Origin of the sequence: Flavobacterium sp. (assembly GCF_027484705.1) — a bacterium.
GTDB lineage: Bacteria > Bacteroidota > Bacteroidia > Flavobacteriales > Flavobacteriaceae > Flavobacterium.
Window position 1 is genome coordinate 1 of sequence record NZ_JAIXSL010000018.1, and the last position, 25174, is coordinate 25174.

At 40.6% G+C, this 25174-nt stretch carries 17 protein-coding genes; 9 read left to right on the top strand and 8 right to left on the bottom strand.

The window, feature by feature from the left end; translation table 11 throughout:
• Together Q0058_RS11005 and Q0058_RS11010 are read right to left on the bottom strand one after the other, a co-directional pair.
• Positions 1-272: hypothetical protein (locus Q0058_RS11005; RefSeq protein ID WP_298223868.1), on the bottom strand; the 272-nt coding region annotated here is incomplete at its 3' end.
• Positions 273-331: 59 nt separating this feature from the next.
• A complete protein-coding gene (locus Q0058_RS11010) occupies positions 332-5320 on the bottom strand; it encodes a PKD domain-containing protein (RefSeq protein ID WP_298223869.1) in 4989 nt (1662 codons plus the stop codon).
• A 408-nt stretch (positions 5321-5728) separates the two neighbouring features.
• Between Q0058_RS11010 and Q0058_RS11015 the strand changes: the two genes are divergently transcribed.
• The 6 genes from Q0058_RS11015 (at position 5729) to Q0058_RS11040 (ending at position 11316) form a co-directional block, all read left to right on the top strand.
• Positions 5729-6001 (top strand): hypothetical protein, encoded by a 273-nt coding sequence (locus tag Q0058_RS11015; RefSeq protein WP_298223872.1) that lies wholly within the window; start codon positions 5729-5731, stop codon positions 5999-6001.
• 88 nt (positions 6002-6089) lie between these two features.
• Positions 6090-7280, top strand: coding sequence for a serine hydrolase domain-containing protein (locus Q0058_RS11020; protein WP_298223874.1), 1191 nt, complete (start codon positions 6090-6092; stop codon positions 7278-7280).
• 164 nt (positions 7281-7444) lie between these two features.
• Entirely contained in the window at positions 7445-7957 is a 513-nt protein-coding gene (locus tag Q0058_RS11025) for a GNAT family N-acetyltransferase (protein ID WP_298223876.1), read from the top strand.
• Between the two features lie 90 nt (positions 7958-8047).
• Complete coding sequence (locus Q0058_RS11030) at positions 8048-9163, top strand: serine hydrolase (protein WP_298223878.1); 1116 nt, start codon at positions 8048-8050, stop codon at positions 9161-9163.
• A gap of 161 nt (positions 9164-9324) precedes the next feature.
• Positions 9325-9744: a hypothetical protein gene (locus Q0058_RS11035; RefSeq protein ID WP_298223880.1), complete on the top strand. Its 420-nt coding sequence runs from the start codon at positions 9325-9327 to the stop codon at positions 9742-9744.
• 42 nt (positions 9745-9786) lie between these two features.
• Positions 9787-11316, top strand: a complete 1530-nt coding sequence (locus Q0058_RS11040; RefSeq protein WP_298223882.1) for a T9SS type A sorting domain-containing protein — start codon at positions 9787-9789, stop codon at positions 11314-11316.
• A 188-nt stretch (positions 11317-11504) separates the two neighbouring features.
• Here Q0058_RS11040 and Q0058_RS11045 read toward each other — a convergent pair whose 3' ends face one another.
• The 3 genes from Q0058_RS11045 to Q0058_RS11055 form a co-directional block, all read right to left on the bottom strand.
• Complete coding sequence (locus Q0058_RS11045; protein WP_298223884.1) at positions 11505-14315, bottom strand: T9SS type A sorting domain-containing protein; 2811 nt, start codon at positions 14313-14315, stop codon at positions 11505-11507.
• Between the two features lie 88 nt (positions 14316-14403).
• Positions 14404-16716, bottom strand: coding sequence for a T9SS type A sorting domain-containing protein (locus Q0058_RS11050; protein ID WP_298223887.1), 2313 nt, complete (start codon positions 16714-16716; stop codon positions 14404-14406).
• A 150-nt stretch (positions 16717-16866) separates the two neighbouring features.
• The gene (locus Q0058_RS11055) at positions 16867-17055 is read right to left on the bottom strand and encodes a hypothetical protein (RefSeq protein WP_298223889.1); all 189 of its coding nucleotides are present in this window, start codon (positions 17053-17055) and stop codon (positions 16867-16869) included.
• A 93-nt stretch (positions 17056-17148) separates the two neighbouring features.
• Here Q0058_RS11055 and Q0058_RS11060 point away from each other — a divergent pair, with 93 nt between their 5' ends.
• Both Q0058_RS11060 and Q0058_RS11065 read left to right on the top strand, forming a co-directional pair.
• Positions 17149-19071, top strand: a complete 1923-nt coding sequence (locus tag Q0058_RS11060) for an ATP-binding protein (protein WP_298224111.1) — start codon at positions 17149-17151, stop codon at positions 19069-19071.
• Positions 19068-19667 (top strand): response regulator transcription factor, encoded by a 600-nt coding sequence (locus tag Q0058_RS11065; RefSeq protein ID WP_298223891.1) that lies wholly within the window; start codon positions 19068-19070, stop codon positions 19665-19667. Before Q0058_RS11060 ends, Q0058_RS11065 begins: the two co-directional genes overlap by 4 nt.
• A 236-nt stretch (positions 19668-19903) precedes the next feature.
• On the opposite strand, the gene Q0058_RS11070 is transcribed toward Q0058_RS11065, so the two are convergent.
• From Q0058_RS11070 to Q0058_RS11080, 3 genes are all read right to left on the bottom strand, one after another.
• Complete coding sequence (locus tag Q0058_RS11070) at positions 19904-22282, bottom strand: TonB-dependent receptor (RefSeq protein ID WP_298223893.1); 2379 nt, start codon at positions 22280-22282, stop codon at positions 19904-19906.
• Between the two features lie 18 nt (positions 22283-22300).
• A complete protein-coding gene (locus Q0058_RS11075) occupies positions 22301-23068 on the bottom strand; it encodes a hypothetical protein (RefSeq protein WP_298223895.1) in 768 nt (255 codons plus the stop codon).
• A gap of 74 nt (positions 23069-23142) precedes the next feature.
• The gene (locus Q0058_RS11080; protein ID WP_298223896.1) at positions 23143-23760 is read right to left on the bottom strand and encodes a TetR/AcrR family transcriptional regulator; all 618 of its coding nucleotides are present in this window, start codon (positions 23758-23760) and stop codon (positions 23143-23145) included.
• A 251-nt stretch (positions 23761-24011) separates the two neighbouring features.
• On the opposite strand from Q0058_RS11080, the gene Q0058_RS11085 reads away from it, so the two are divergent.
• On the top strand, positions 24012-25151 hold the full coding sequence (locus tag Q0058_RS11085; protein WP_298223898.1) for an AraC family transcriptional regulator: 1140 nt from the start codon (positions 24012-24014) through the stop codon (positions 25149-25151).
• Positions 25152-25174 lie beyond the last annotated feature (23 nt).

A 25174-nucleotide genomic window follows, 5' to 3' on the forward strand; every position in this document is an offset into this window, starting at 1 on the left:
AAACCGGCAATAATCCAATCATTAAGCCCAAAAGTACTGTAAGTACCCTTTGGGTTGCCCTCCACCTGAAGGCTGATCCTACCCACTTCGGAGGCTATGTATGAGTCACCTGACGCCGACGTATACATAGAATAAACCTCTTCATATCCGGAACCCAAAGCATCTGTTCCGCCGCCACTGGCGGCCCACTGCCATGACTGCGCGTTGGTTGACAAGCAGAGCATCCCTGCCAAAACCAACCATAGTATCCTTGTGTTTTTATCGGTTCTCATGAGTGTTTGTATTTGGCGCCTGTCAGTACAGGTGCCATTTCTTCTCTCAAATTTAAACTTTAATTCTTAACCACCAATATTTTTTGCTGTACCAATTTCCCGCCGCGTTTCATCACGACGATGTATGTACCGGCACCATAACCGGCCGTAGCTAAACTCCAGACCCCCTGGGATACTGCAGGCATTATAGCCTCCAACTTTCGCCCGTAAAGGTCGTACACCAATAATTCATTGCTTTCGTTCGCGTTTTGCGCACCAAAATCATAAGAAACTTCCGCCGTGGCCGTGGCAGGGTTTGGGTAGAGTCTCAAGTCTGCTCCTGTTTTTTCGTTATGGCCCAATACGGTTTCCCTGCTTTCGCCCAGAAACTGTATCTCTTGATCCCCAATGCATAATTTCCCCTGGTTGGACCTCAGTGTTATCATGGTGGAAGCTCCCGTATAACTTGGATCCGGGATCAGGCTGAAGGTAAAATTACCCCCTGTATCCGGAGGAACTATGACGGTTCCGGGTACGATTACACCCACTGCTGTTGGCGCAGTTACGTTGACGCTCTGCGGCGTTGTGTCTGTATTGTCAATATGCAGCTGGATCGTATAGTGAAAGAAGGGTTCGTTGGAACTGCCTGTCGCCAGAAGTGTATTTCCAATTTTGCAATCTTTACAATCCACTGCCGATACTATCATATCACCACTTGTGAGGTCACAGCGCTGTGTTTTCAGTTGCAGGTTGTAGACATTGCTTGTGTCTGTCAAATGATGGTTATCAACATTTGTGGAAGCTGACTGCGCGACCATATCATTTTCCAGCCAATGCCATTGGTTGAAACTTACTATATCCGGACCAATCAGGTAAGCATCCGTGAGTGGCAAACACCTTTCATAACAACCTGTAGGGAAAACCCACATGAAATTCTCGAGGTTTTTTTCTACATTGACCTGTCCTGAAACCCTGCAACCTCCCGGCGCCGTGTAAGTCATCTCGTAAACCCCGCCCTGATTCTCCATCACCATCGGGCCGTCCTGCCCGTCACTCCAATTGTATACGCCGCCCGAAGGCTCTGCCAACGCCCATAATTTAACCTCAAACGGACTGCAATTCCTGACCGTGCCGTAAAGGTCTGTGATTACAGGCGGGGTGTCCACGATGACATCACGGAAGAACGTAGAACCACAGTTTGTGCCGTCAGGCAAAGTGAAACCTACCACGAGCAGGAACGTATAATGCCCTTCCGCCGTCAGCGTAGCCGTCATTTCATTGGTGTTGCTTAGTTCTGTATTGGTGTCGTTGTAATCGTACCAGCTATAAGTATATCCTGCGCCGGCACCTGCAGGCACGTACAGTTTAAAGGGCTGGTTCAGACACGCGTACGACGGCCCTTCAATGGAAGTGAACGGATCACGCATGATGGCCACCGGCATACTCTGGGGCAATTGGACAGTACATCCGTCAGCATTGCCGACAATTACGGAGTAGCCTCCTGATTCTGTCGCGGTGAAACCATCGTCGGGTCCGGTAATTGCCCCCGGAATTGGCACATTGTCTAATAGCCATTGCACTGATGTAACTCCCGTAAAACCAGCATTTTGACTAAAGTATAATATGTTAGGTCTTCCTGGACACGTTACCAACGGTGGCTCGATGGTGCCTTGCTGATCGTTCCGGTTCACTATAATAGTATGGTTATCATTACGACTGCACCCGTATTGGTCTGTTACTGTCAAAATTGGAACCTTTATTCCATAGGAAAATTCTTTTTCCGGGTTTTGTTGATAATTGTATGAATTATCGCCAAAATTCCATTCAAAAGTGGTATTTGGCTGGTCGACCGCTGTAAAAACCTCAGCGGTATGCTGGCATATCGGTGTTTGTACGCTAAAATTTGGGTTCGGCACGTTCCTCAGGTCGAAGTTCAGCACCTGGGTGCAGTATTCGTATGGGCTGGCACCGATGGTCAGTTCGAAAACATAAGTCTGTCCTGCAGCAAGCAGCAAGGTTCTTTCACTGACGATATCAGTGCTCAATCGGGGTTGTATTACGTTGTTGATTTTGTAGACCCAACTGTTTCCTGATGGCACCTGCCCATTGTAATAGAGGGAGTTGTCGAACAGTCTTACGCTGTATTGGTTGCCAGTAGCCGTACATTGCACGTCTACTCCTACTTTAGGAATGTAAGGGATCAGGATGGAAGCTGATTTTGTGACCTGGCAGTCGGGATATGTGAGCACATAGCTGACGATCTTGTTGCCCGGCGTGGTATATTCGAAGGTTGCGTTCGCGGGTGTTGTTGCGACTGGCGTCTCGGAACTGCTATACCCTGCTGCCATTGGGGTAGTTCCAACATAAGTTCCTGTGGCTACCACCGTTTTGCAATTTCTGGTCAGTGTCAGATTCATAACCGGGTTTTCGGAGCAGGTACCGCAGCCATCAATCGCCATCTGATCTGTGGATGATTGGCAGCTACCATTGGATATGACAGCATAGTAGTGCCCGGAGGTCGTCGCATTGAATACCAAAGGATTGGTGTTTGGATTCGTTACGACGTTCCCGTTGTGGTACCAAGTGACGGAAACTATCGGACCATTATCGACTAAGTTTACCGTGATGGGCACGTTGGGGCTAGACTGACCGCATATATCATAGGAATCCGGTGTAAGGAATGCCTTAGGAAGCGGCAACACCGAAACTGTTGCTGTCGCTGTGATGAATGAATGACAGGCGTTTGGGCTATCGACTTTCACTTTGACCGTGTAAGTTGTCGGTGCGGCAATTTCTGCCGCATAGGCATAATTTACCGAAGCAGTCGTACTTACTGGCCCTGTAATCGTTTGCCCATCGCCAAAATCCCAGGTCACGGTACCGCTGGTCAAGGTTGGTGTGGGGTTGATACTAAAGTTCTGCGATGTGCCCTTACAAAAACCGGTCGACGGCACATTGATTGTAATGGAAGGATCTGCAATCGTAACGTTTAAGGTCTTCTCCTTCGGGATGTTGCATTTTGTCACCGCCACTTTCAGGGTGGCATTTTGAAGGGAAGGGAACTGATTCCAGAGAATTCGTACTGTGCGGCTTCCATTGGCTACAACACTCCCTGCGTTGGCCGGCTCTATCGTCCATTGGTATAGTTCCCCTGCGGCCTCCGCCACTTCATAGTTCTGATAGGTACTGCCGCAGACGTAGTTCAGTCCATCAATCTGAGGCATGTTGAAAGGTACCAATTGCAAAGGTATCTCCAGGTTTTCTGATGGACATGCCGGTCCGGAGTTGCTCTCGCGACGCACTGAAATTGCATAGGTACCAGCAATGGGGTAGTTGAAAATCACCTGCACTTCATTGCCATAATTGTTTCCTACTATCGTACCAACTCCCGGAGCTACCGACCACACCAAAACGGTTCCGGGTATGTCATTGACCATACTAAAAACAGAGGGTCTGCCCGGACAAACCAATCGCGAGTCAAGCATTGCCGCATCGAGCGGGGCGGTGTTGCTGATGACCGTGACGTAATGGTATTCTGAAGAACAGCTACCGGGGGCATCCGCTGAGACTCCATATTGACCCGTAGCTGCAAAGACCGATGCCAGTGGTGAAAAACTCACGCCGGTATAAGAAGTCACAGGTCCGTTGGGCATTTTTCTGACAGTCCAAGTGGCTGACAGGCCGCTTGCCAGCGTGAAGGTACTGGTAGTGCCCATGCAGAGCTTTGTCGGGCCTAAGATTTCGAGGCCGCCCTTGATTTCAATATTCTTTGTAGCCCTGCCGCCACATTTTAGGAAGGTATTTTGGTAGACCACCTCTAAAGTGATGAATCCTGCAGTTCCGTCGGAGTCAATAATAATTTCGTTTCGTTGGTCTGTATAAATAATATTGACCCCAGGGGTGGTACCCACAATCTGCCACTCGAATTCTGTGGTCGGCCACTGGGGCATCGTATAACGCTCCTGAGATTTTCCGCAAATCGTGGTTGCCCCGTCTATTTTAATTGAAGGTCTGATGATAGGGATGCGCAGCGTGGTTGGAGCAAAACAATCCGCACCACATTGGTTTGGTGTTGCTGATATGTAACCGAATCCGTCGTCATTAAGTTCCCCGACGGGCCGGGTCCAATCGACTTTAACATCCGAGTGATTCGCAGCACCCAGAATCGTACCGCCCACGACCGTCCAATCGTATCCGCAACCCGGCTGAGGATCTACTACAGAATAGGTTGACTGTTGCCCGGGACACACGACACCAGGACACGAAATTTTTATTCCTCTTGCGCCTACATTCACATAGCGGGTCGTTGTTTTGGAGCATCCGCAACTATTGGTGACGGTAAGCGACACCGGAAAGCGTCCTGCTTCAAGGTAAGTATGTGTAGGGTTTTGTTCTGTAGAGGTACAGGTTGTGGGATGCAGCACGCCATCGCCAAAATTCCACTGAAAATCAATTATGGGCGTTCCGCCGTTGGTTAAGGAGCCATCTAAAAACTGAATCGGAACGTTTTTGCACACTTCCATATCGGCTTTGAGATCCGTATTATCCCAATTCGAAAAATTAAACGGTGCTTTTGCAAACCTTGCTCTTGGTCCATCTAAAATTTCAACGCAAAGCTCCTGAATAACGATATCACCATTGGTCGTATGTATGATCCCGGAGATTGAGCCTGTTCCAATCGTACCCCTGTTCCAGGATACTTGGCAAGTCTGTGTCCCAGAATTGATTTTTGTACCTCCATTCACCACCCAATCCGTGCTAATCCAGGAGCTGTCATATTGGTTCACCGTATAGGTTACCAGACTGCCTCCGCAAACCCGCAGGCATTCTCCACTTGCAATCAGTTCGAAATAATCTTTCCTGTCGGAATTGCCAGAAACCTGACAGCCTACGTTGTTGTCCCAAGTAAGGTAAACATTGCCTGTTTGCGCCCATACAGGAAGATTAAAAGCACATAATACCAATAGAAGTATGTATATGCGATTTCGTGTCAGCTGCTGATTGCTTTTAGATTGTTCTTTTGCACGAATTTCGTGACGATCAGTTTGTCGGGTGGGATTGTCTCTCATCAGTATGTTTGTTTTGGTTTATAAATGAAATATCTTGTTGGTTAAAGAATCTATTGTGCGGCACATTTTAGGGCTTCCAACTTACCAATCCTTTTCATTCTGACCTCGGCATCACTGAGTTGATATCTGTTCTCGAGGGTTACGCCTTGAGTACTCCCCCCTAATTTATACTGGTCTTCAAAATCATCGGCGCTCTATCGTTGAATTTAATAGTAATTACTGCTAAAAATGCGTAATTATACTACAAGAATATTCTTATAATAAAACAGTTGTTTAAATTTGTACGACCTCTTGATAAGTTAGCGGTCATTCTAGGAAACCTCTGCAGAAAAAGAAAATACCATGAAACTGAAAATTTATATTCCACTAACTAGCATTTTGTTACTATGTTCCTCTTGTAACAAAAAGTTGAAAGTGAAAGTAACTGAAAATAACGATATCAAAATTGAACGATACACAATAAGTACCATTACAAGTGGTCATAGATTTTGTGATATCACTAATAAGCGTTGGAGCAAAACTGACCGAATTTACGAAGCTGATTGGGGAGCAGGAATTGATAGTCTTTATATAAAAAATGATTCCATTATCATCATGGCTGACATTGAAAATGCTGTGATTTACGATTTGGCCGCTAAAAAATTTGGTTACCAAATCGTTTTAATTGACACGCATAAATAAAAACCATATCTTAGTGGAGAAAACCCGTTACGTTTCACCGCAACCGCGTCTGCTACAGCAACGTTAAGCACCATTAAAACCAACCATCATGTCTTTAAAAAACTGCTATTTTACCCTCTTTTCAATATTCTATTTCGCTGCTGTTGGTTTTGGGCAAAATATAGTACGACTTGACAAAACAGAAATTTCAGCAATCAGCTTAGATCAAAAAATTGATGCGTTAATGAAAATTGCCAAGGTACAAGGATTAGCGGTCACCGTTTTCAATAACAACAAACCGGTCTATAAAAAGTCTTTCGGTTATAAAAATCTGCGCACCAAAGAACTTATAAACAATGAAACCAATTTTTATGGTGCTTCATTAAGCAAACCCGTCTTTGCGGTGATGGTCATGCAGCTTGTTGAAAAAGGCATCCTTGATTTAGACAAACCTTTACAAGACTATTTACCAAAGCCTATTTATAGCTATAAACCAACTAAAAAATGGCATGATAACTATCAGGATTTAAAAGAGGATTCAAGCTATGTCAAAATAACGGCAAGAATGTGCTTAGACCATACCTCAGGTTTTCCAAATTGGCGGTGGGACGAACCCGATCAGAAATTAAGGGTTAAAGCAATACCGGGTTCCCGCTACAGCTATTCTGGCGAAGGACTTGTTTATTTGCAAGTGGTATTGGAGCATCTGTTGGATAAACCATTGGAACAAATGATGCAGGAAAATGTTTTCAGACCTTTAAAAATGAATCATTCTTCCTATACATGGCAACCCGAATTTGAAAAAGATTACTGTCTTGGGCATAACACCACCGGAGAACCCTATGAAAAAGATAAAGATAACGATGCGAGAGCCGCAAGCACTTTAGAAACAACCTTGAACGATTATACGCTTTTTACTGAAGCCGTTTTGAAAAATAAGTTATTGAAAAAAGCGACCACCAAAACCATGTTTACCCAACAAATTAAAATCAGATCAATAGCGCAGTTTGGCCCGTTGCGATTGAAAGATTCTAATGCCAATGACAGTATTGATTTGGGCTATGGGCTTGGTTGGGTATTACTGCAATCTCCTTATGGCACTGGCGCCTTTAAAGAAGGGCATGGCGACGGTTTTCAACACTATTCCATTATTTTTCCCCAGACCGGAACAGGCATTATCATCATGAGCAATAGTGATAATGCCGAAAGCATTTTTAAAGCCTTATTAGAAACCGCTATCGGTGATATTTACACGCCTTGGAAATGGGAAAATTATATTCCTTACGACCTAAAAGAATAAATAGTAACGCGGCATAAAAGCTGTCAAGCACTATCGCTAAGCATTCCTTTCTGGACGTTTTCTTCACAAAAACCAATAGCTTAGCGGGAAATATACGGCCGCTTTGGAGCAACTTCGTCTGGTAGCGAAACGTGATGCGATAGCCTTTAAAAATCCTGCAAAAAATGAAACGAATTCTGGAAACCGACCGACTGTTTTTGAGAGAATTTAATCTGGAAGATTCTAAGCATTTTTATGCGTTAAACCTAAATCCAAATGTGATCCGATATACCGGCGATACCGCTTTCAAAAATATTGAGGAAGCAGAAAATTTCCTCAAACAATATAAAGAGTATCAAACCAATGGCTACGGACGTTGGGCTGTAGTTGATAAATTTAATGATGAATTCCTCGGTTGGTGTGGCCTCAAATACGCAGCAGCAATCAACGAAACGGACATTGGGTTCCGGTTTTTTGAACAATACTGGAACAAAGGATTGGCCACTGAAAGTGCAAGGGCATGTTTGAAGTACGGATTTGAAACCCTAAACTTAAAAACTATTGTAGGAAGGGCAATGGCGGAAAATACGGCATCTATTAAAGTGTTGGAAAAAATTGGCCTCCAATACGAGAAGGAATTTGATTTTGAAAAACATAGGGGATTGCTTTACCGAATTGATAGACAGAACTTCCTATAACAGCTTACAGACACAATCGGTAAGCCAATTCAAGATTGTAACATATCACGGAAAGCCACGTCCTACGATTCAATCATCAATCAAAATCAAATGTACAAAGCAACACTTTCTTTCCTATTTCTGGCATTTAGCCTGAATAGCAACGCTCAAATTAAGCCTTTTGAACCCGAACAATCCAAAGATGGATGGCCAACGGAAACCGAATTTTTAGGCAACAAGACCATTCAAAAAATGGACAGTCTTATTGCCGTTAATGAATTTAAAGAAATTTCCAGTGTGGTGATTGCGCATCACGGCAAAGTGATATTCGAGAACTATTACAACAACAACACTAAAGATACCAAACACAATACGCGTTCAGCCACAAAAACCATCACCGGAACGCTCATTGGCACTTTAATCCAGAAGGGCTCGATAAAATCAGTAAGCGAAAATGCTTCAAGATTCTCTAAAGTGAAGCAGCTGGAAAATCCGGATCCCCGAAAAGACAAAATAACGATTGAGGATTTACTCACCATGTCCTCGGTTTTGGAATGTGATGATTGGGAAGAAAGTTCGCGCGGCAAAGAAGACCGCATGTATTTGATTGAAAATTGGGTCAAATTCTATTGGGATTTACCCATCAAAGGTTTTCCCGAATGGAAACCAAAACCTAAAGACTCGAAATATGGCCGGAGTTTCAGTTATTGCACGGCTGGCGTTGTGGTCTTGGGTGACATCATCAACACGGTTTCAGGCTCTTTGGAACAATACGCCGATAAAGCGCTTTTTTCCAAACTAGGTATTACAGATTATCATTGGCAAATGACACCGACCGGACTGCCTATGACTGGCGGCGGGCTTGGGTTGAGAAGTCGGGATTTGCTAAAAATCGGACAGCTTTATTTGAACAAAGGAACATGGAATCACGAGCAAATCATTTCTGAAAAGTATGTGGAAGCATCGACAACGCCGCATGCCGAAGTAGGCATGTTCGATTATGAATATGGGTATTTATGGTGGTTATCATCTTTTGGGAAAGAACAAAAAGTAAAGTCCTATTTTATGTCGGGAACCGGTGGCAGTAAAATAGCCGTTTTCCCCGAATTGGATTTGGTTGTTGTTCTCACGAGTACTTTTTATAATGGAGGCATGAAATCGCACCATCAAACCACAAAACTTTTGGATGACTATATTGTTCCTGAAATCATAAAACTTAAAAAATAGTTGATGGTGCTATCCAAACGCACAAAAAAACTTTACCATACACCACTAATAGTTCCCCAATAATAGTTCAAAATAAACGCACTTGTATAAATTTGTATTACCTATGCAATAAGTTGTGGGTCATTCTTGAAAAGCTCTAACCAAACAAAATTTTATATCCTATGAAAAATTTATTTAAAACTACTTTATATGTATGCGTTTTTGCATTGGCTGGAATTTTATTTCAAATAAGTTGCTCCAATAGTGACAATGCCTCGAAAGCGATAGTACCATCGAGCAAAATATTATATACGCAATATGACTCCGTTAATGGATTCGCCATTTGGTATTGCAACCTTGACGGGACTAACCCCACTCAAATTCCAATTACATTGCCCACCGGCACCACTTATCAAAATGCCAATTCGAATGCCTTTGTCAGATTTTCTCCTGATGGACAGAAAGTTTTATTTGTTGTAAATTATAGTAATGGCTCAACTTATACCAATAAAATATTTTCGTGTAATTTAGATGGAACTGAGCTTCAACCTGTGATTGCACCAACTAATGCACAAGTCATATTACTTGGTGATGTAAAATAGAACCGTAAAATCTAAAGAAGAAAAAGAACAACGGCAAACAACATGAAAAACACATTACTATTATTCGCCATCATTTTCTTGAAAATCAGTTGTTTAGCACAAGCGCCAACACTTTCCATTTCACAACCTACCTGTGCTTCGCCATACGGAACCGTTGAAGTCACCAGTCCATTGAGCAACGCCGGACCTATCGCTTCGAATTTGTATATTTCAGAAGTTACCGATGCGAGTTTGGGCGGACTGTCCTACATCGAAATTTTTAACGGTACAGGAGCTGCGGTCAACCTTTCAAATTACAAACTTAAAATATATCTTAACGGATTCTCTACTGCCAGTTGCGATTTGACCTTATCGGGTTCGGTGAATGCTTACAATACCTTTGTTGTTGCCATCGGAAGTAGTACCAATCAAGGTGGCGTCGCACCCAATCTTACTTTTGCTGCTTGTGCCGGATTTAATACCAATGATGCCGTGATGCTGACCGCCATTGACAATACTGCCATAGACTTGTGGGGCGCTACCGACGGAACGGTATTCACACCGCTTGGCCAGCCCGGATATACTTACAGACGACACACCAACGCGCCTGTCCCGAGTTTTACGTGGAATCCAGCCGACTGGACCACACTCGATCCTGAAGATTATTCTAATGTCGGTGTATATTCAACCGCTGTTGATTACCAGTACAGCCTTGATGGAGGCCCCTTTCAAACGAGTCCGTTTTTTGATCAAATGGCATCCGGATCTCATGTGATTGCAGTTCAAAATAGTGTTAACAGCCTAACTACTCAGACTTCATTTGAAATCACTCAGGCAGTACCAGGCACACCAGTGCTCAATTTCTTTTATACAACGCCAACCTGCCAAAGGAATGGCTTACTTTACCCAATTATACCTTCCGACTTTACTTTTGGCGGTACTTTTTTAGCTACGCAACCTTTAGTCATTGATCCTTCTTCCGGAATCATTAATTTAGATTTAACACCACCCGGAAGTTATTTTGTCAATTATGTGGTCGCTCCCAATATTCCACTTTGTATCGCAGGAGGCGCCAATAGTTTTAACGTTATTGTCCGACCGACTAATCCTATGCCGGAGGGAAATCCGGATCAGACAATACTTACGACGAATCCGACGCTAACGGACTTGTATGTTATTCCGTCCAATGTGTCTTGGTATGGCAGCTATTCAGATTCTATTTATTTAATAAACCAGTTGCCCGCCAATACACCTTTAGTAGATGGGGTTACTTACTTTGCCGTCAATGCTCAAATCCTTTGCCCAAGTATTCCGTTTCCCGTTACCGTTCATTTAAATTTATCCACCGCTGCATTTACAGATTTTTCTTTTGACATTGCGCCCAATCCCGCAAAGACAATACTAACTATTCAAACCAACAACAATTTGACCATTGACAAAATCATCCTCAGCGACATCAGCGGTAAAACAGTGATGACCCAAACCTCAGCCCCCAACAATCAAGTGAATGTAGAGCAACTTGCAGCGGGAATGTACTTGATCAAAGCTTTTTCGGGTGATCAAAAATTTCAAGCCAAGTTTATCAAACAATAAGCGTTTCAAAACCCATTTAAATTGATATACAAAATACTGCTGAGTATCGATTGATTAAGCTTCGACTTGTAAACCTTTTAAAATCGCCTAACAAAAGTTCAGGTTTTTGATTGTCTGTACTTTTAAAAATTAATGAAACTTTCTTTATTAAAAGAACCACGCGAAGGCATTCGCGCGCGCGGGGGAAACTATTCCTTCACAAACTTCCCATTCCAAACACCATGATTAGTTTGTAGTAAAACGATATAAATCCCTTTTTGTAAATAAGTTACGTCTATACTTTTAATGCCATTATCATTGCTGTTACTTTTATTATTTTGCGCTATAATGATCTGACCCAGTGAATCCATTATGGCAATCTTATTGGCCTCTACATTTTCTGGAAATTTTATATTTAAGGTGTTTTGCGTTGGGTTGGGATAGAGAATAGTATTAAAACTAGTATCAATAGTAAAATTTTCATTACTTAAAATGTTATTAGTGAATCTCATTAAACCAAAATCTCTATTCATTCCTGTATCTGTAGTACAAGCTAAAACAATTTTATTGTCAGATTGCAATGCCACGTCAAAAGCTTCGTCATAACCGTCAAAAAAAGAGGTTTCAATCACACCATTGGTGCCAAAATCTGCATCATGACCACCTTCAAAATTAAAACGAGTGACCACTACATTATAGGTTTCAGGTGTCGGGTTTGCTGGATTTTGCTCAGGTTTAGTGAGTGCCACAATAAATTTACCATCTGCTTGCATGGCTACTGACTGAATAATATTATATACGTTACCCATTAACGATGTAGCAACTCCATCTGCACTATAATTGGAGTCCAAATTACCATTTGCATCAAAACAAGCTACCAGAAATTGAGAAGAATAAACCTGATTTATTGGGTCATAACCATTACTTTTACCCGTAACATAAATTTTTCCATCGCTTCTTAAAAAAATCCCATTTGCAGCACAACTGTATTCAAAAACATTCAAACCATTCGCATAAGAACTATCAATAGTTCCATCGCTATGGTATCGCATTTTATAAAAACCAACTTTACCATCTTGATTGGGAATAGAAGTAACTACTACAATTTTACCATCTAATTGCAAAGTTGAATATATAGATGCCGGTGTTCCATTAATATTTACCAACAAGTCATTTTCGAAAGTCGAATCTAAGGAGCCATCATTATTTAAGCTTTTTAAATTAAGGAACAGATTATTTTGTGCGTCATAAACTTCTGAAGCAATAATAATTTTTCCATTTGGTAAGGGAAGTATTGCAGTTACATAGCCCAGTGTTGTCTTACCATTGTTCCCGAAGGTCGTATCAAGACTACCGTTGTTATTATATCGAATTAAAAAATATTCGTTAGGATTACCGAAAGTTGCTGTTTCACATGAAACTAATATTTTGCCATCGGGTTGCAATACAGCATTTTTAATTTTAGAATAATCTTGTCCTAAATCACTAACCACTTTACCATCAGTGCCAAATGTAGAATCTAAGCTGCCATCAGTATGGGTTCTGGAAATCGAAATTAATTCTTTTCCTGCAGTACCAAACGGATACGTTTTTTTAACGCCTACAGTTATAATCTTATCATTGGGTTGGATTAGCAGTTTAGTGGATAAATCATTAGAAGAGTCAAATTTTGTGGCAATGATCCCATCATTGTTGAAGGATACATCAGGAACACCGTTAGTTGAATAACGCACAACATTAAACTCATATACATCTTCAATAGATGCTAATGAACGAGAAGTTCCGGCTACAACGATTTTTTGATCTTGTTGCAAGGCAATACCCAAAGCTTTATTGTCATCTTGAATAAATAATGCTGATTTCCCGTTATTGCCAAATGAGGTATCATCACTACCAGAAGCATTGTATCTTCTTATTACAAATTCAAAATTATTTCCAGTTTCAGTAGTGACTAAGAATTTACCATCGGGTTGTTCTACAATGGTGTTGAGATTAATATATGTTCCAGCAGCATCATCAAATGTGTTGTTTACTATTCCATCACTATCAAAGCTGGTATCTAAGCTGCCGTTAGGGTTGTATTTGGCAATGGAGAAACTAAATTCTTGAGGAGGAATTGAAGGATATGAGAGGCCAGCCACTATAATTTTTCCATCAGCTTGCACGCTAACATATTGTGTATAACTTTTTAACCCGCTTCCCAGTGAAGTAATCACTTTTCCATCACCATCAAAAGTGGTGTCTAAATACCCACTGCTGGTGTATCTGGCTATTGCAAATTGATTGTTGTAACTAGTTCCTGCAACAATAACTTTTCCATCGGGCTGCAACGCAATTGCTGTGACATAATTATAACCAAAACCAAAATCGGTAATCACGGTACCGTCAGTACCAAAGGTTGTGTCAAGTGTCCCATCAGTATTGTAACGGTCGGTCCTGAAATAAGAAGAATCAACTTGCCCAAAGGAATTGTAATGATCCTGTTTAGACGCTGTAATTATTTTAGCATCAGGTTGAATTACAAATAATCCAAACTGTAATATAAAAATGTGTGTTTCATTATTTCCAAAACTGGTGTCGATACTTCCATTGGTATTAAATCTAATAAGAAAAAGTGTTGGAGATCCTCCAATTACAGCCAAGATCTTTCCATCTGGTTGTAATATAAGTTTACCAACACCGGTGTTGATCTCATTTGAGTTATAGATTATATTGTAGTTGTAAGTAACTATGCCTTCGTTTCCAAAAGTAGGATCAATAGTGCCATCACTATTGTATCTTACTAATACAGCATTATTAGTATCTGTTGCATAAAAGTTTTTGGGGTTTGCGCTATATGCACTTCCTCCCACTATGATTTTACCATCAGGTTGCGTGACTACTACATATGCTTTTGCATCACTAATACCAAAACCGGTGTGCGTTTTACCGTTGTTGCCAAAAGTAGGATCAAAAGCTACAGTTTGCGACAGTATAAAAGTGGACTTTAAGAATAGTAATAGTAACACAATTTTTTTCATAAAAATGGATATAAGATGTATTCGTATAATTGTTAAATAAGAAAGTTTTGGGACAATGTCCCAAAACTTTCAATAGTTTAAAATTAAATTACTCAACAATAAGTTGTTTGTTTTCTGTTTTACCATCTATTTGTAAAATAACAATATAACTACCTTTTGGAAGGTTTGTTGTTTTTATATTGTTCTCGCCTTTTACAAGATTATAATTACCAACTTTTTTTCCGGTCATGTCAGTTACTATGGCAGTAGCATTTTCCCTAAAATCAATTATTTTTATTGTAAAATTCCCATCATTTGGGTTAGGATAAATAATTGCATTATCTATTTTTGTTCCTTGTGTAGAGGGTGATGCCTGTCTAAGCCCATGTGTTCCTAATGAAGGTGCAACCAGTACAGCAGTAGTACCATTAACTGTTACATTAGCTGAAACTGAAGTAACTGCACCACTATTCCCGCAAATACTTAAATTATTTCCGCTAATGGTGAAATTAGTACCACTGACAGTATAGGTTGTACCATTGATTATCCATGAATTAACGGTACCACAAGTCACTGCATATTGATCACAAAAAGAGGTACTGCTATTAGGTGCGGTTAAAATCGTACTATAGGTGATGGTTCTTGATGCTTGAGCACTATTACAAGGACTTACGCCATTGGATACTTTTATAATTACTGGACCAGCACCTGTTCCCGCTGTAAATGTTGGTGTTGAAGAAGTTTGCTGTGCTACAGTTCCAACATTTGACCATCCAGGGGCACCAGTTAAATCCCAAACATAACCTGTAGTTGGGGTTCCAGGAGCTGTTGTATCTACTTGAATAGTTGTTATTCCTGTTGCTCCTTTTAGCATACACGTAGGAGATGTAGTGGTAAAGACTGGGAGGCTTGGTTTTACAGTTATTGGAAGTGTAATGCTTCCGGAACAAAAACTTGATGTGGCTACAAGATCAAAAGTACCAGCGGCAGTACCCGCAGTGTTAACCGTAACTGTTGGAGTATTTGCATTGCCTAACGTAATTCCAGTCAAGCCAGATGGATTATTGATCGTCCATGTAATAGTATTTCCAGTTGAATTAGGTACAGTATAGGTATTACCACTAGAGGTGCTATTAAGACAAGTGTTTAAAGCAACTGTAGGCGCGATGACTAGAGGTGCTGCTAAGCTACGGTTAATTTTATAGGTAAAAACCGCTGGATCACAACTGTTACCGGTAATGGTAAGTGTAATGGTTTGCGGGCTATTGTCACCTGCTTGTGGTGTAACTGTTGTTGTTGTAGTTGCTGTGGTATTGTTTGAAAAAGTCCAGTTAGGATTACTAGATGTCCAAACATAGCTTTGACCAGGTCCTGAATTAGGGTAAGTTAAAGTAAAGTTAGCTGCTCCGGTAGGCAAACAAGCCGATGGGTTAACTGCAAGATTCATGGTAGATAGCGATGTTAAATTAGCAGATACCGCACTAAAGACAGGTTGTAATGGTGCTGCAACAATTGATTTAGTAACACAAGTAGTATGAGTACCTACAGGAGTGTTAAGAAAAAAAGAAGGTCCACCATCTACATTGATTGTTGTTGGGTTTACCCTACCGTAACAACATTGTAAAGTGATAGGGGAAACTGTTGCTCCTGTTTTAAAAGTGATCGAGCTACCGTCAGCAGAAGTATAAAAATCAGGATTATTATTTTGATAATATGCTGCAGGAATTCCGCTCCAATAGTAACTATCAAATCCAATGGCATCATTCGCATTATCACTTACTATTTTATCAACTGAGTAAGTGTAAACCGTGTTGGGTTTTAAACAATTAGGACCTACAATAGCTGGAACAGTAGAACCTGTTGAATTTGTGAACCTTTTACAGACATCAAAATACATTGATTTACCGCAAAGTCCTTCATCCCAACTCACAGTAACCCTGCCATTACTTCTTGCCCAATCTTTATTTGAAGGCGCGAGGTATTCCGAAGGTCTAAAAGCTTTATTATAACTAAAAATATCAACAATTAAACCAGTAGTTGTTTGTACTGCAGCGTTAAAATTTCCAGTTACAGTAATTGATGTAGTACTCGGAGGTATAATTATATTTACGGATGATGAGAATACTTTGTGAGTAAGATCACCTTTTAATAGCCAGGAAGCAGTTGTTACTCCTGATGGTTGATTAAATGTAAAGGATCCACCTTGGTTGGGTGCATAAGGTGCTATTGCTTGTTGGTCTGGCATAGAAACCAAACCGCCATAACCTACTTTTCCACCTGCACCCACTGTGCCACCAGTGCCTGGTAATACTACTGTACAATTAGATGGTACCGTTACCGTTTGCGCAAAACCAAAGTTTGCACTCAATAACACAAAGGCCAGTGCTAGTTGTGTTTTAAAGATATGCTTAAAATTTTTCATCTTATAATTATTTAAATTAATTTTATTGGGTTTTAATACTACTCTTTGAGATTAACGTGGATGAGGAGTAGCACATCCCACGGAAGACTTTTTTGAGCGTTCTTGCTTTTATGGTTAACGCATAGCTTTTACTTGTTTGCATTTGTTATTTTAATGTCGTGTTACGTCCGTTAGATTGTTTTCCGAGCTACAAAATAAACTCCGGGTTGATTCATCTGCTTTATATGCTGGTCCTGAGGTTGGTTTTGGCGGCAAGGTTGGTCCGCCGATATCGGAACCAAAGTTGAGGGTAAGCATCAATGCAGTTGTAAAAAAGAGCTGGGCGATTTTTGTTTTCATGATTCTAATTTTTAGATTGTTAAATGAAGAAAGAGAAATATTTCTATCAAATTTGACCTATATTTGTTCGCCAAACCATACCATAAAACCGTGATGTTTTTAACTTGTATTTTAAAATATATCATTGCTTTTTTTGTCCTTTTTCCGCTTATGCTACTGGGTCAAAATGGGTTGCAACGCATAGAAAAGGAGATCGATTCATTCACTATTTATATTGATCATAACCCTGAGGCAGCACATCATCACATCAAGAATGCATACCTGCAAAGTGTCGCTATAGGCAACGATTCGTTGATTGCAAGGTCTTTGTGCAATATGGCCTATTACGCTTATTTGAAAAGAGATTACGCTGCAGCAAGGGCACATTATAGTAAGGCTATCACCTATTCACGCCAAATCAAATACTTTAAAATTCTTGCTTACAGTTACAGCCAACTAGGGATGATAGCGTCCGACGAAGATCACTTCGATCAAGCGCTTCGCTATTATTTGGCATCTTTGAAGTATGCTGACGCCTGTAACTTGCCCGACATCAAATCGAAGACATTGATTAATCTAGGCAACCTTTACTTACTTCAAAAAGACACTTTGAAAAGCCTTGAGTATTATGAACAAAATATTGTCAATGCGAAAGAGCACGGACTAAAAGAATTGCTGGGCCAAGGTTATATTACGCTCGCCATGATGTATGTGTCATCTAAAAAATCAAAAAGTCTGGGGTATTTTGCCGAGGCATTGCGGATTGTTAAGGAAAATCATGATTTGGCGACGGAGTTTATTATTCACACCAACCTGGGTAGTTTTTATCTAGATTATCCTATAAAAGGTAATTTAAAAAAAGCATTTCGACACATACAAGAATCCGCCAAAATTCAGAACATATTGCACGATGAATCAATGCTTTTCTTTGTATATTTTAATTATGGTGGCTATTTTTTAACGCAAAAAAAATATCAAGCTGCGATTGCTTACTATCAGAAAGCACTTGTTTTATCCTCTAAAAGCATTACTTCTGACCAAAAACTAAACTTATACAAATTTATCGCAAAATCATATGCGTTAAATGATGATTACAAAAACGCTTATAAGTTTCAAGAAAGGCTTAAATCCCTTAATGACAGCATTTTCAATATTAATAAAAATATTGCTTTTAGTGAAATCCAGACAAAGTACGAAGTCGAAAAAAAGAATTTAAAGATCGATTTGCTATCAAAAGAAAAAACCATCGAACAATCTCGAAGACAAGTCGTGTTTGTATTGGCTATTGCTGTGGCGATACCTTTGCTGGTACTTACCCTGTTTTACAGGAAGAAAAATAAGCTGCAAAAAGTCATCAATTCCAAAGAACATAAGTTGTTTTTGCAGGAAAAATTAAACTTAGAAACGCAAAACGAAGTCGAAAGAATGTCGGGTATTTTAGAAGGTCAGACTGCGGAAAGAGACAGAATCGCGAGCGAAATACACGACGGTATCGGTGGTGAGTTGGCCGGCATCAAATTACATTTGCACAGGATTAACGAGTCACTCGAAGATGACAAAATCGCGCTCGTCATCAATCGCCTTTCAGGGTTGTTTCAGGAATTAAGGAATATTTCCCATAATTTGAGTAGCAATTTTTTAAAAGGCAAGGATTTCCAAACGGCTTTGTTGGAATTGAAAAAGGGATTGGAGGAAAGGAATGAATTTAAGTTAGAAATTGTAATTTATCCGGAAGATACATTTGCGGCGCTTTCGGAATCATTTACCCACGAAATTTATCGGATCATCCAAGAGTTGCTGGCTAACGTTTCGAAACATGCCGAAGCTGAGGAAGTCAGTCTGACGATAACGCGCCACGACAATTTCCTCAATATCATTGTGGAAGATGACGGCGTCGGTTTCAAATCCGATGGTGTTTCCGGAATTGGTTTAAAGAATATTGCTAACCGCTTAAAATCATTGCAAGGTACTTTAAATATTGAATCAATTGTTGGAAACGGTAGTTCTATAATAGTTGATATCCCCTATAAGCCATGATAACAATCGGAATAGTTGATGACCATAAAATGTTTTTAGACGGCTTAATTTCCGTGTTTTCCAGTGAACCAGAATTTGAAATAGCATTCGCTGAAAATACGGCCAAAGACGCGCTTTCAAAAATTAAGGCAGCGTTACCCGATATCATTATTACGGACATTTCGATGCCTCAAATGAATGGTCTCGAATTTATAAAAATTCTCAAAAAAGATTATCCTGAAGTTAAAATTCTGGTGGTAAGTATGTTCGATAACATGCAATCCATCAAGCACATCGATGGCTTCTTATTGAAAGAAACCGATAAGCAACAACTCATTAATGCTGTGAGAGGCATTGTGTTGAGAAACGAAAAACATTTTAACGGCACCACTACAGATCATAGTTCATTTGAATTCAGTAAAACGATATTAAGTCAGAGGGAAAAAGAAATCATCGGGCTTATTGCCAAGGAATTTACTACGGATGAGATTGCTGTGAAATTAAATATCAGTAAAAATACCATTGAAACACACCGAAAGAATATCTTTTTTAAATTACAGGTTAAAAATATTGCAGGGCTTATTTATAAAGCCGTATACCTCGGTGTCATTAAATAACATATTTAAAATCTTGCAGGGAGCGCTCTTGCAGCTTTTATTTTAATGGGGGACTTCTCTAATCTCACGAAACTGTTGTGCTGGTAAGGAAAATGAGGACAATACTGAAGATGACGATGATTCGAATTAATGGCAGGATGATGGATCGGTCAAGTAAAAAGAACAAACGCCAATAATAGAAAAATGGGTTGCCTTACCTTAAACAACCCACCTCGCAACTATTCTTCTACTCAGCATTAAAACTGAAACTTATACCCAAAATCCGGGAAAAACCCAATTTGATCAATCCTGTTGACCTGATTGGTGAGTCGGTTATAACGGTTGATAAAAATGTTCTTATTGTCGGTCACATTCTGCAATTCCAGATACAAAAGATGCGATTGTTTCTTTTTGCTGCTGTTGAATTTAAATCCCGTTCTCAAATCCAGTCTGAAATACGCATCATATTGAAGGCTATAGGCTTTATCATTTTGTTTGATTTCGTAGCCCGCAGCCTGAGAAGCGGTAAGATCAACCGGAGTATAAAAGCGGCCTCCGGCAGTAGTCACCTTGCCATCAAAGGATATCGTATTTTTCTTGAGTTTACCGACTTTAAATTCTTTGCCACCCAACGCGTTAAAAACATAGCGGTTGTTGAAAGGCGAATTTCTCTCGATGCCGTCGCTGCCTTCGTATTTGCTTTCGAATACTGAACCTGTAAAAAGGGCGTGATAGCCTTTGTTGAAGAACTTTTCAATGGTCAATTCAATGCCCTGGTTGTGCCCTTTTCCTTGGCTGACCAAAGAAGTTTTATCGGTGGAATACCCAAAATCAGCGCCTTCAGTCAGCGAAGAATAACTGCTTGAAAAGGATTCGATAGCGGCTTTGTCAATCGCTTGGTAATATACTTCTAATTTTCCGCGCCATTTGTCGGCCAACTTCACATCATAGCCAACCACAAAATGCTGGCTTCTGACGAGGTCTAAATTTCTGTTGGTTTGAACTAATTGCCCGCCTACATTTTCGTTTTGAAATAAGATCGGCGCCGGTACATTTTGATGGTGCATGCCATAGCCGAGACTGATGCTGTTTTTCGAATTGATGGCATACGTGAGCGAAGTGCGCGGCTCCAATACAAATTCGTTTGAAATAGAGAACAATTGACCGTGCAAACCCGCATGAAAGGTTACTCGATCTGAAAGCCTGAATTGCCCTTGAGCATAAGGTTGAAAAACGCTGTAATTGCCTTTGGTATTGTAGATGGAATTAAAATCCGGATAGCCATCAGCGTTGGCATCCGCTTGTCGGTCGCGGTCGTTTAGACTATAATCGATATGGAAACTTTCGAACAACAAACCACTTCTGATCGTCACTTTTTTATTGACTTTAGAATTGATGTAGGAACTGAAGGTTATCCGGTTTTCAGCATTATTACTCGCGGTAAAAGGAATGGTAGTTTCGGTAGCCGTTCCTAAATTATAAATCCTTTCTTCGTCATATTTGTTGGCATTGGTCGTGGTGGAAATGTTGGTTTTCAGATAAGTCTTTTGGTTCAGAAACAACTTGTGGGAAACACCGATAACACCAAAGTTGGAACGCAACTCCTGATTGGCATCTTTGGCGGAAAACAAATCATCTGGCTCGGCATCTTTTCCGAGGAATTCAATGTTCGAAAGACCGCCAATCCCATAAATCGAAATCGTTCCCCACGAGGTTTTTCCGAAGTCCATGTTAAAAGCAAGGTCGTTATAATTGGGTATGGCTGCACCGGTTCCCGCACCACCGAGGTAACCCGCAATACCATATCGGCCTGCGACCACAAAAGAACCGCCTTGCCTGCCTATAGGGCCTTCGGCCATGAATTCCGCACCCGGATAAGCACCTACTCCGACCATGAATTCATTTTTTTCTGTATTGCCTTTGCGCAGGTTCAAATCAAAAACACCGCTGATGGCGTTTCCGTACTCCGCTGGAAAAGCCGAAGTAAGGAAGTCTGAATTGGCTAATAAATTCGGATTTAAAGCAGAAACCGGGCTTCCCGTAGTGCCTAAAGTTGAAAAGTGATTCGGGCTCGGCACCGGAATGCCTTCGATGCGCCACAACATTCCCGAAGGCGAATTTCCTCTGACGACAATGTCATTGCGGCTGTCATTGGCTGCGGACACACCTGCAAAATTAGACACCAACCGCGCTACGTCACTTCGTCCGCCGGCATATCGGTTGACTTCTTCCAAGCTGAATTGTCTGGTGGACACTGCCGCCATTTTATTGATGGCTTTGGCTTTGCTGTTTTCCGCTTTGACCACGACTTCGCTTAAAGTGTTGTAATTCTCAGTCAGGGCAATCGATAAAAAAACATCCTTACCTGAAGTGACCTCAATATTAGGAACAGAAGCTGTCGTATAACTAAGATATACAGCGGCAATCATTTGTCTTCCAAGCGGTACATTCAAGATTTGAAAACTCCCTGTTTCGTCGGTAATCGTACTCAAATTTGGGGCGGAGACCACCGTAACGGTTACACCGGCTAGAGGCATTTCGGATTGCTTATCGGTCACTTTCCCTTTGATGACACCGTTTTGTCCGTAAGCGCAAAAGGCCATCAATACTACTAATATTCTGATTGCATTTCTCATTTTTTTTAATGTATGGGTTTATAATTTAATGAATGGTTTTCCTTGTAAAGCTTGGAGTAAAGTATAGGTGACAAAGGCAAGATATAGAGCGGCAATCATGACGACTTCGCGTTTGGTTTTTGCTACGAGATAAGCTAGCAGAGGAATGATCTGCAAAGCGTGCATGCCGAAAAAGTGGGCTACGCGCAAGTCTCCGTAGTGCTTGCTCCAATTCGTAACAGGCAATCCCGGCGATCCGTCGGTACTGCCTACCGTATGTTTCAATAGCGCTCCCATAGCAAAACCTTCAAAAGCAAAAACTACGGTAACGAGCAAACTTAATTTGATTGCAAGCACTAATGTTTCCGGCGCATCAAATTGTGTTTGATTGAAAAATAAAAGCGCCACGTATAAAGTATGCAACATCAAAATGGTAATGGCCACCGCCATGAGGTTGAAAATCAATTGGTCAATAGCTGTTGCGACATTAAAGTGCGACATTTTGCCCTGCGCCGCTTGGTAAGTAATGAGGATTAACTCGATCGAAAACAGCACAATCATGGACCAGGTATAGATTTCAACCTGCCTTTGATTGTCAAGATAGCTCGTATAGAACCCCATCGTCAAAACAAAAATTGCGGTGCTCAAAAAGAACTTAAAAGGTTTGATCCAGGCACTAATCCCTAAAACAGTAGTGACACTGTAGTTTACCATAACCCAACAGCTCAAGGCACCGACCAAACAAATGGCGCTGTATACTAATAGCTCCGGATTCTTATCCCGCAATAATTCAAATAGATACTTCATAATATACACAAAGGTTATTAAAAATAAACAATGTTTTTTAAGTGAACATTGTTCATAAAATTGAACAAAAAAAACTACAACTTTTCAATAATTTTTAAAAATGCCTGATAACCATCAACTAATATGGTGTCGGGTTTTTCAAATTTTACGCCTTTGGTTCGATTTCTCATCTCAAGACAACACATGCCATGCACGACGCTCCAGATCATAAACGAAAGCGGCTCCAGCGAATGTCCTGCAAAGTGCCCCTGCGCCATGCATTGCGCCACGGTATTTTTGAGCGCATCAAAAGTGCCTACCCCTTCATTCCAACATTCGTCCTCAGAGCTTTCTATATACTCCATGGGCGCCTTTACGTTAAACATCAAATCGTACATCTCAGCATTCTCTAACGCAAATTTGATGTACAGTACACCCATTTTTTTGAGTCGCTCCATCGGATCTTCAATCGTAAAAAGCGGAGCAAAACTGTTTCCCAATTCCTGAAAACCTATGGTGTGCAAATCGTGTAAAATGGCATTCTTATCTTTAAAATAAACGTAGACTGTACCGACGCTATAATCAATTTCATCGGCAATGTTTCTGATGGTCGTCTGATCGATACCTTTTTCTAAAAAGAGCTTCTTAGCCCCTTGAAGAATTAAAGTTTTGAGATTTTCCTTTTCTCTAGCTTTTCGGTCTGCTATAGTCATGGGACAAATGTATTATTATTTTTTGAACAGTGTTCATTTTTTGAAATTTTAACATTATAAAAGCATAGTATCATCATTAATAAATCATTAAACGCGTTATTGCCGTCTTGGTTTTTCACCAAACGCAATTGTGCATGAGAAGAAAGTAGACAGCCTAGTACCAGAACAAGTAACATTTTTATTAAAACGTAACAGAAAACCCAAAATCCCGACTCAATAGTTTTTAATAACCTTAAAACTTGCTACAAGAGATGAACCCCACGCTTGAAGCTTTATTTGTTGGCCCTACGCTACTGCTCGCTTTTTTAATTTTAGCAAATCTTAATCAAGTGAACATTCAGGCCAATCGTTGGTTCGGAGCATTTATTTTATGCTTGTTCTTGATTCAAATTGGCGCACCGCTGGAACACTTGCAACTGGCGCCGGAATCTTCTGTTATTTCAGAGCTTGTTTTCCTAAGCAATTGCATCATAGCTCCTGTCTTTTATTTTAGCATCCTGTATTACGTCAGGCCAAAACGCCGTTGGAAAGCAACTGATAATCTGCATTTCTTATTTCCGTTTTTGATGCTTTTATTAATGATTTTAAGTCATTTTGTTGCTGTCGAACCGGCAAAATCCGAAGCCGACAAAGATCTGGAACATCGTGCATTAGTCATTTTCAGTGTTGTTTTTTGTGCTTTGATTGCTTTCTATTGCATTAAAGCCATGCTATTACTGAACCATTACCAAAAAAACCTATACCTCTATGCTTCGTCTGTTCAACATGTTGATTTAAAATGGTTGCAGCTCGTAGGCTATTGCGTACTTCTTTTGGCGCTTGTATGGGTTTTGGATATTATTTTTGAGTTGTCTGAACATTTTGTTTATTATGATATTTTTTCGAGCACCATCACTTTTGTTGGCGTATACTTTATTGCCTTCCACGCCTTGAAACAAAAAGAAGTTTTCCCGTTCCAGAAAAAAGATCAGGACGCTATCGATCATCTCATCATCGAAAATTCGGGGAACGATAACCCTAAGAAAAAATTAGTGCCCGAGGATAAACTTGAAGCATTAAAAGCGGCTTTATTGCAAGTCATGGAACAACAAAAACCTTTTCTGGAGTATGATTTGAGTTTAATCAAATTGGCGGCGCTGCTCGAAACCACACCTCACCTACTTTCTTATACCATCAACAACGGGTTTCATGAAAATTTTTACCAATTCGTCAACCGCTACCGAATTGAAGAAGCCCAAAAATTGATTCTCGACCCCAACATGAATCATCTCAATTTGCTGGGCATTGGCTATGAAGTGGGGTTCAATTCTAAAACCGCTTTCTTCAGTACCTTTAAGAAAATTACTAATCAAACACCAACGGCTTTCAAACGTCAACATCAAACGGAATAAATGCTCTTTTAAGAAGTACTGAT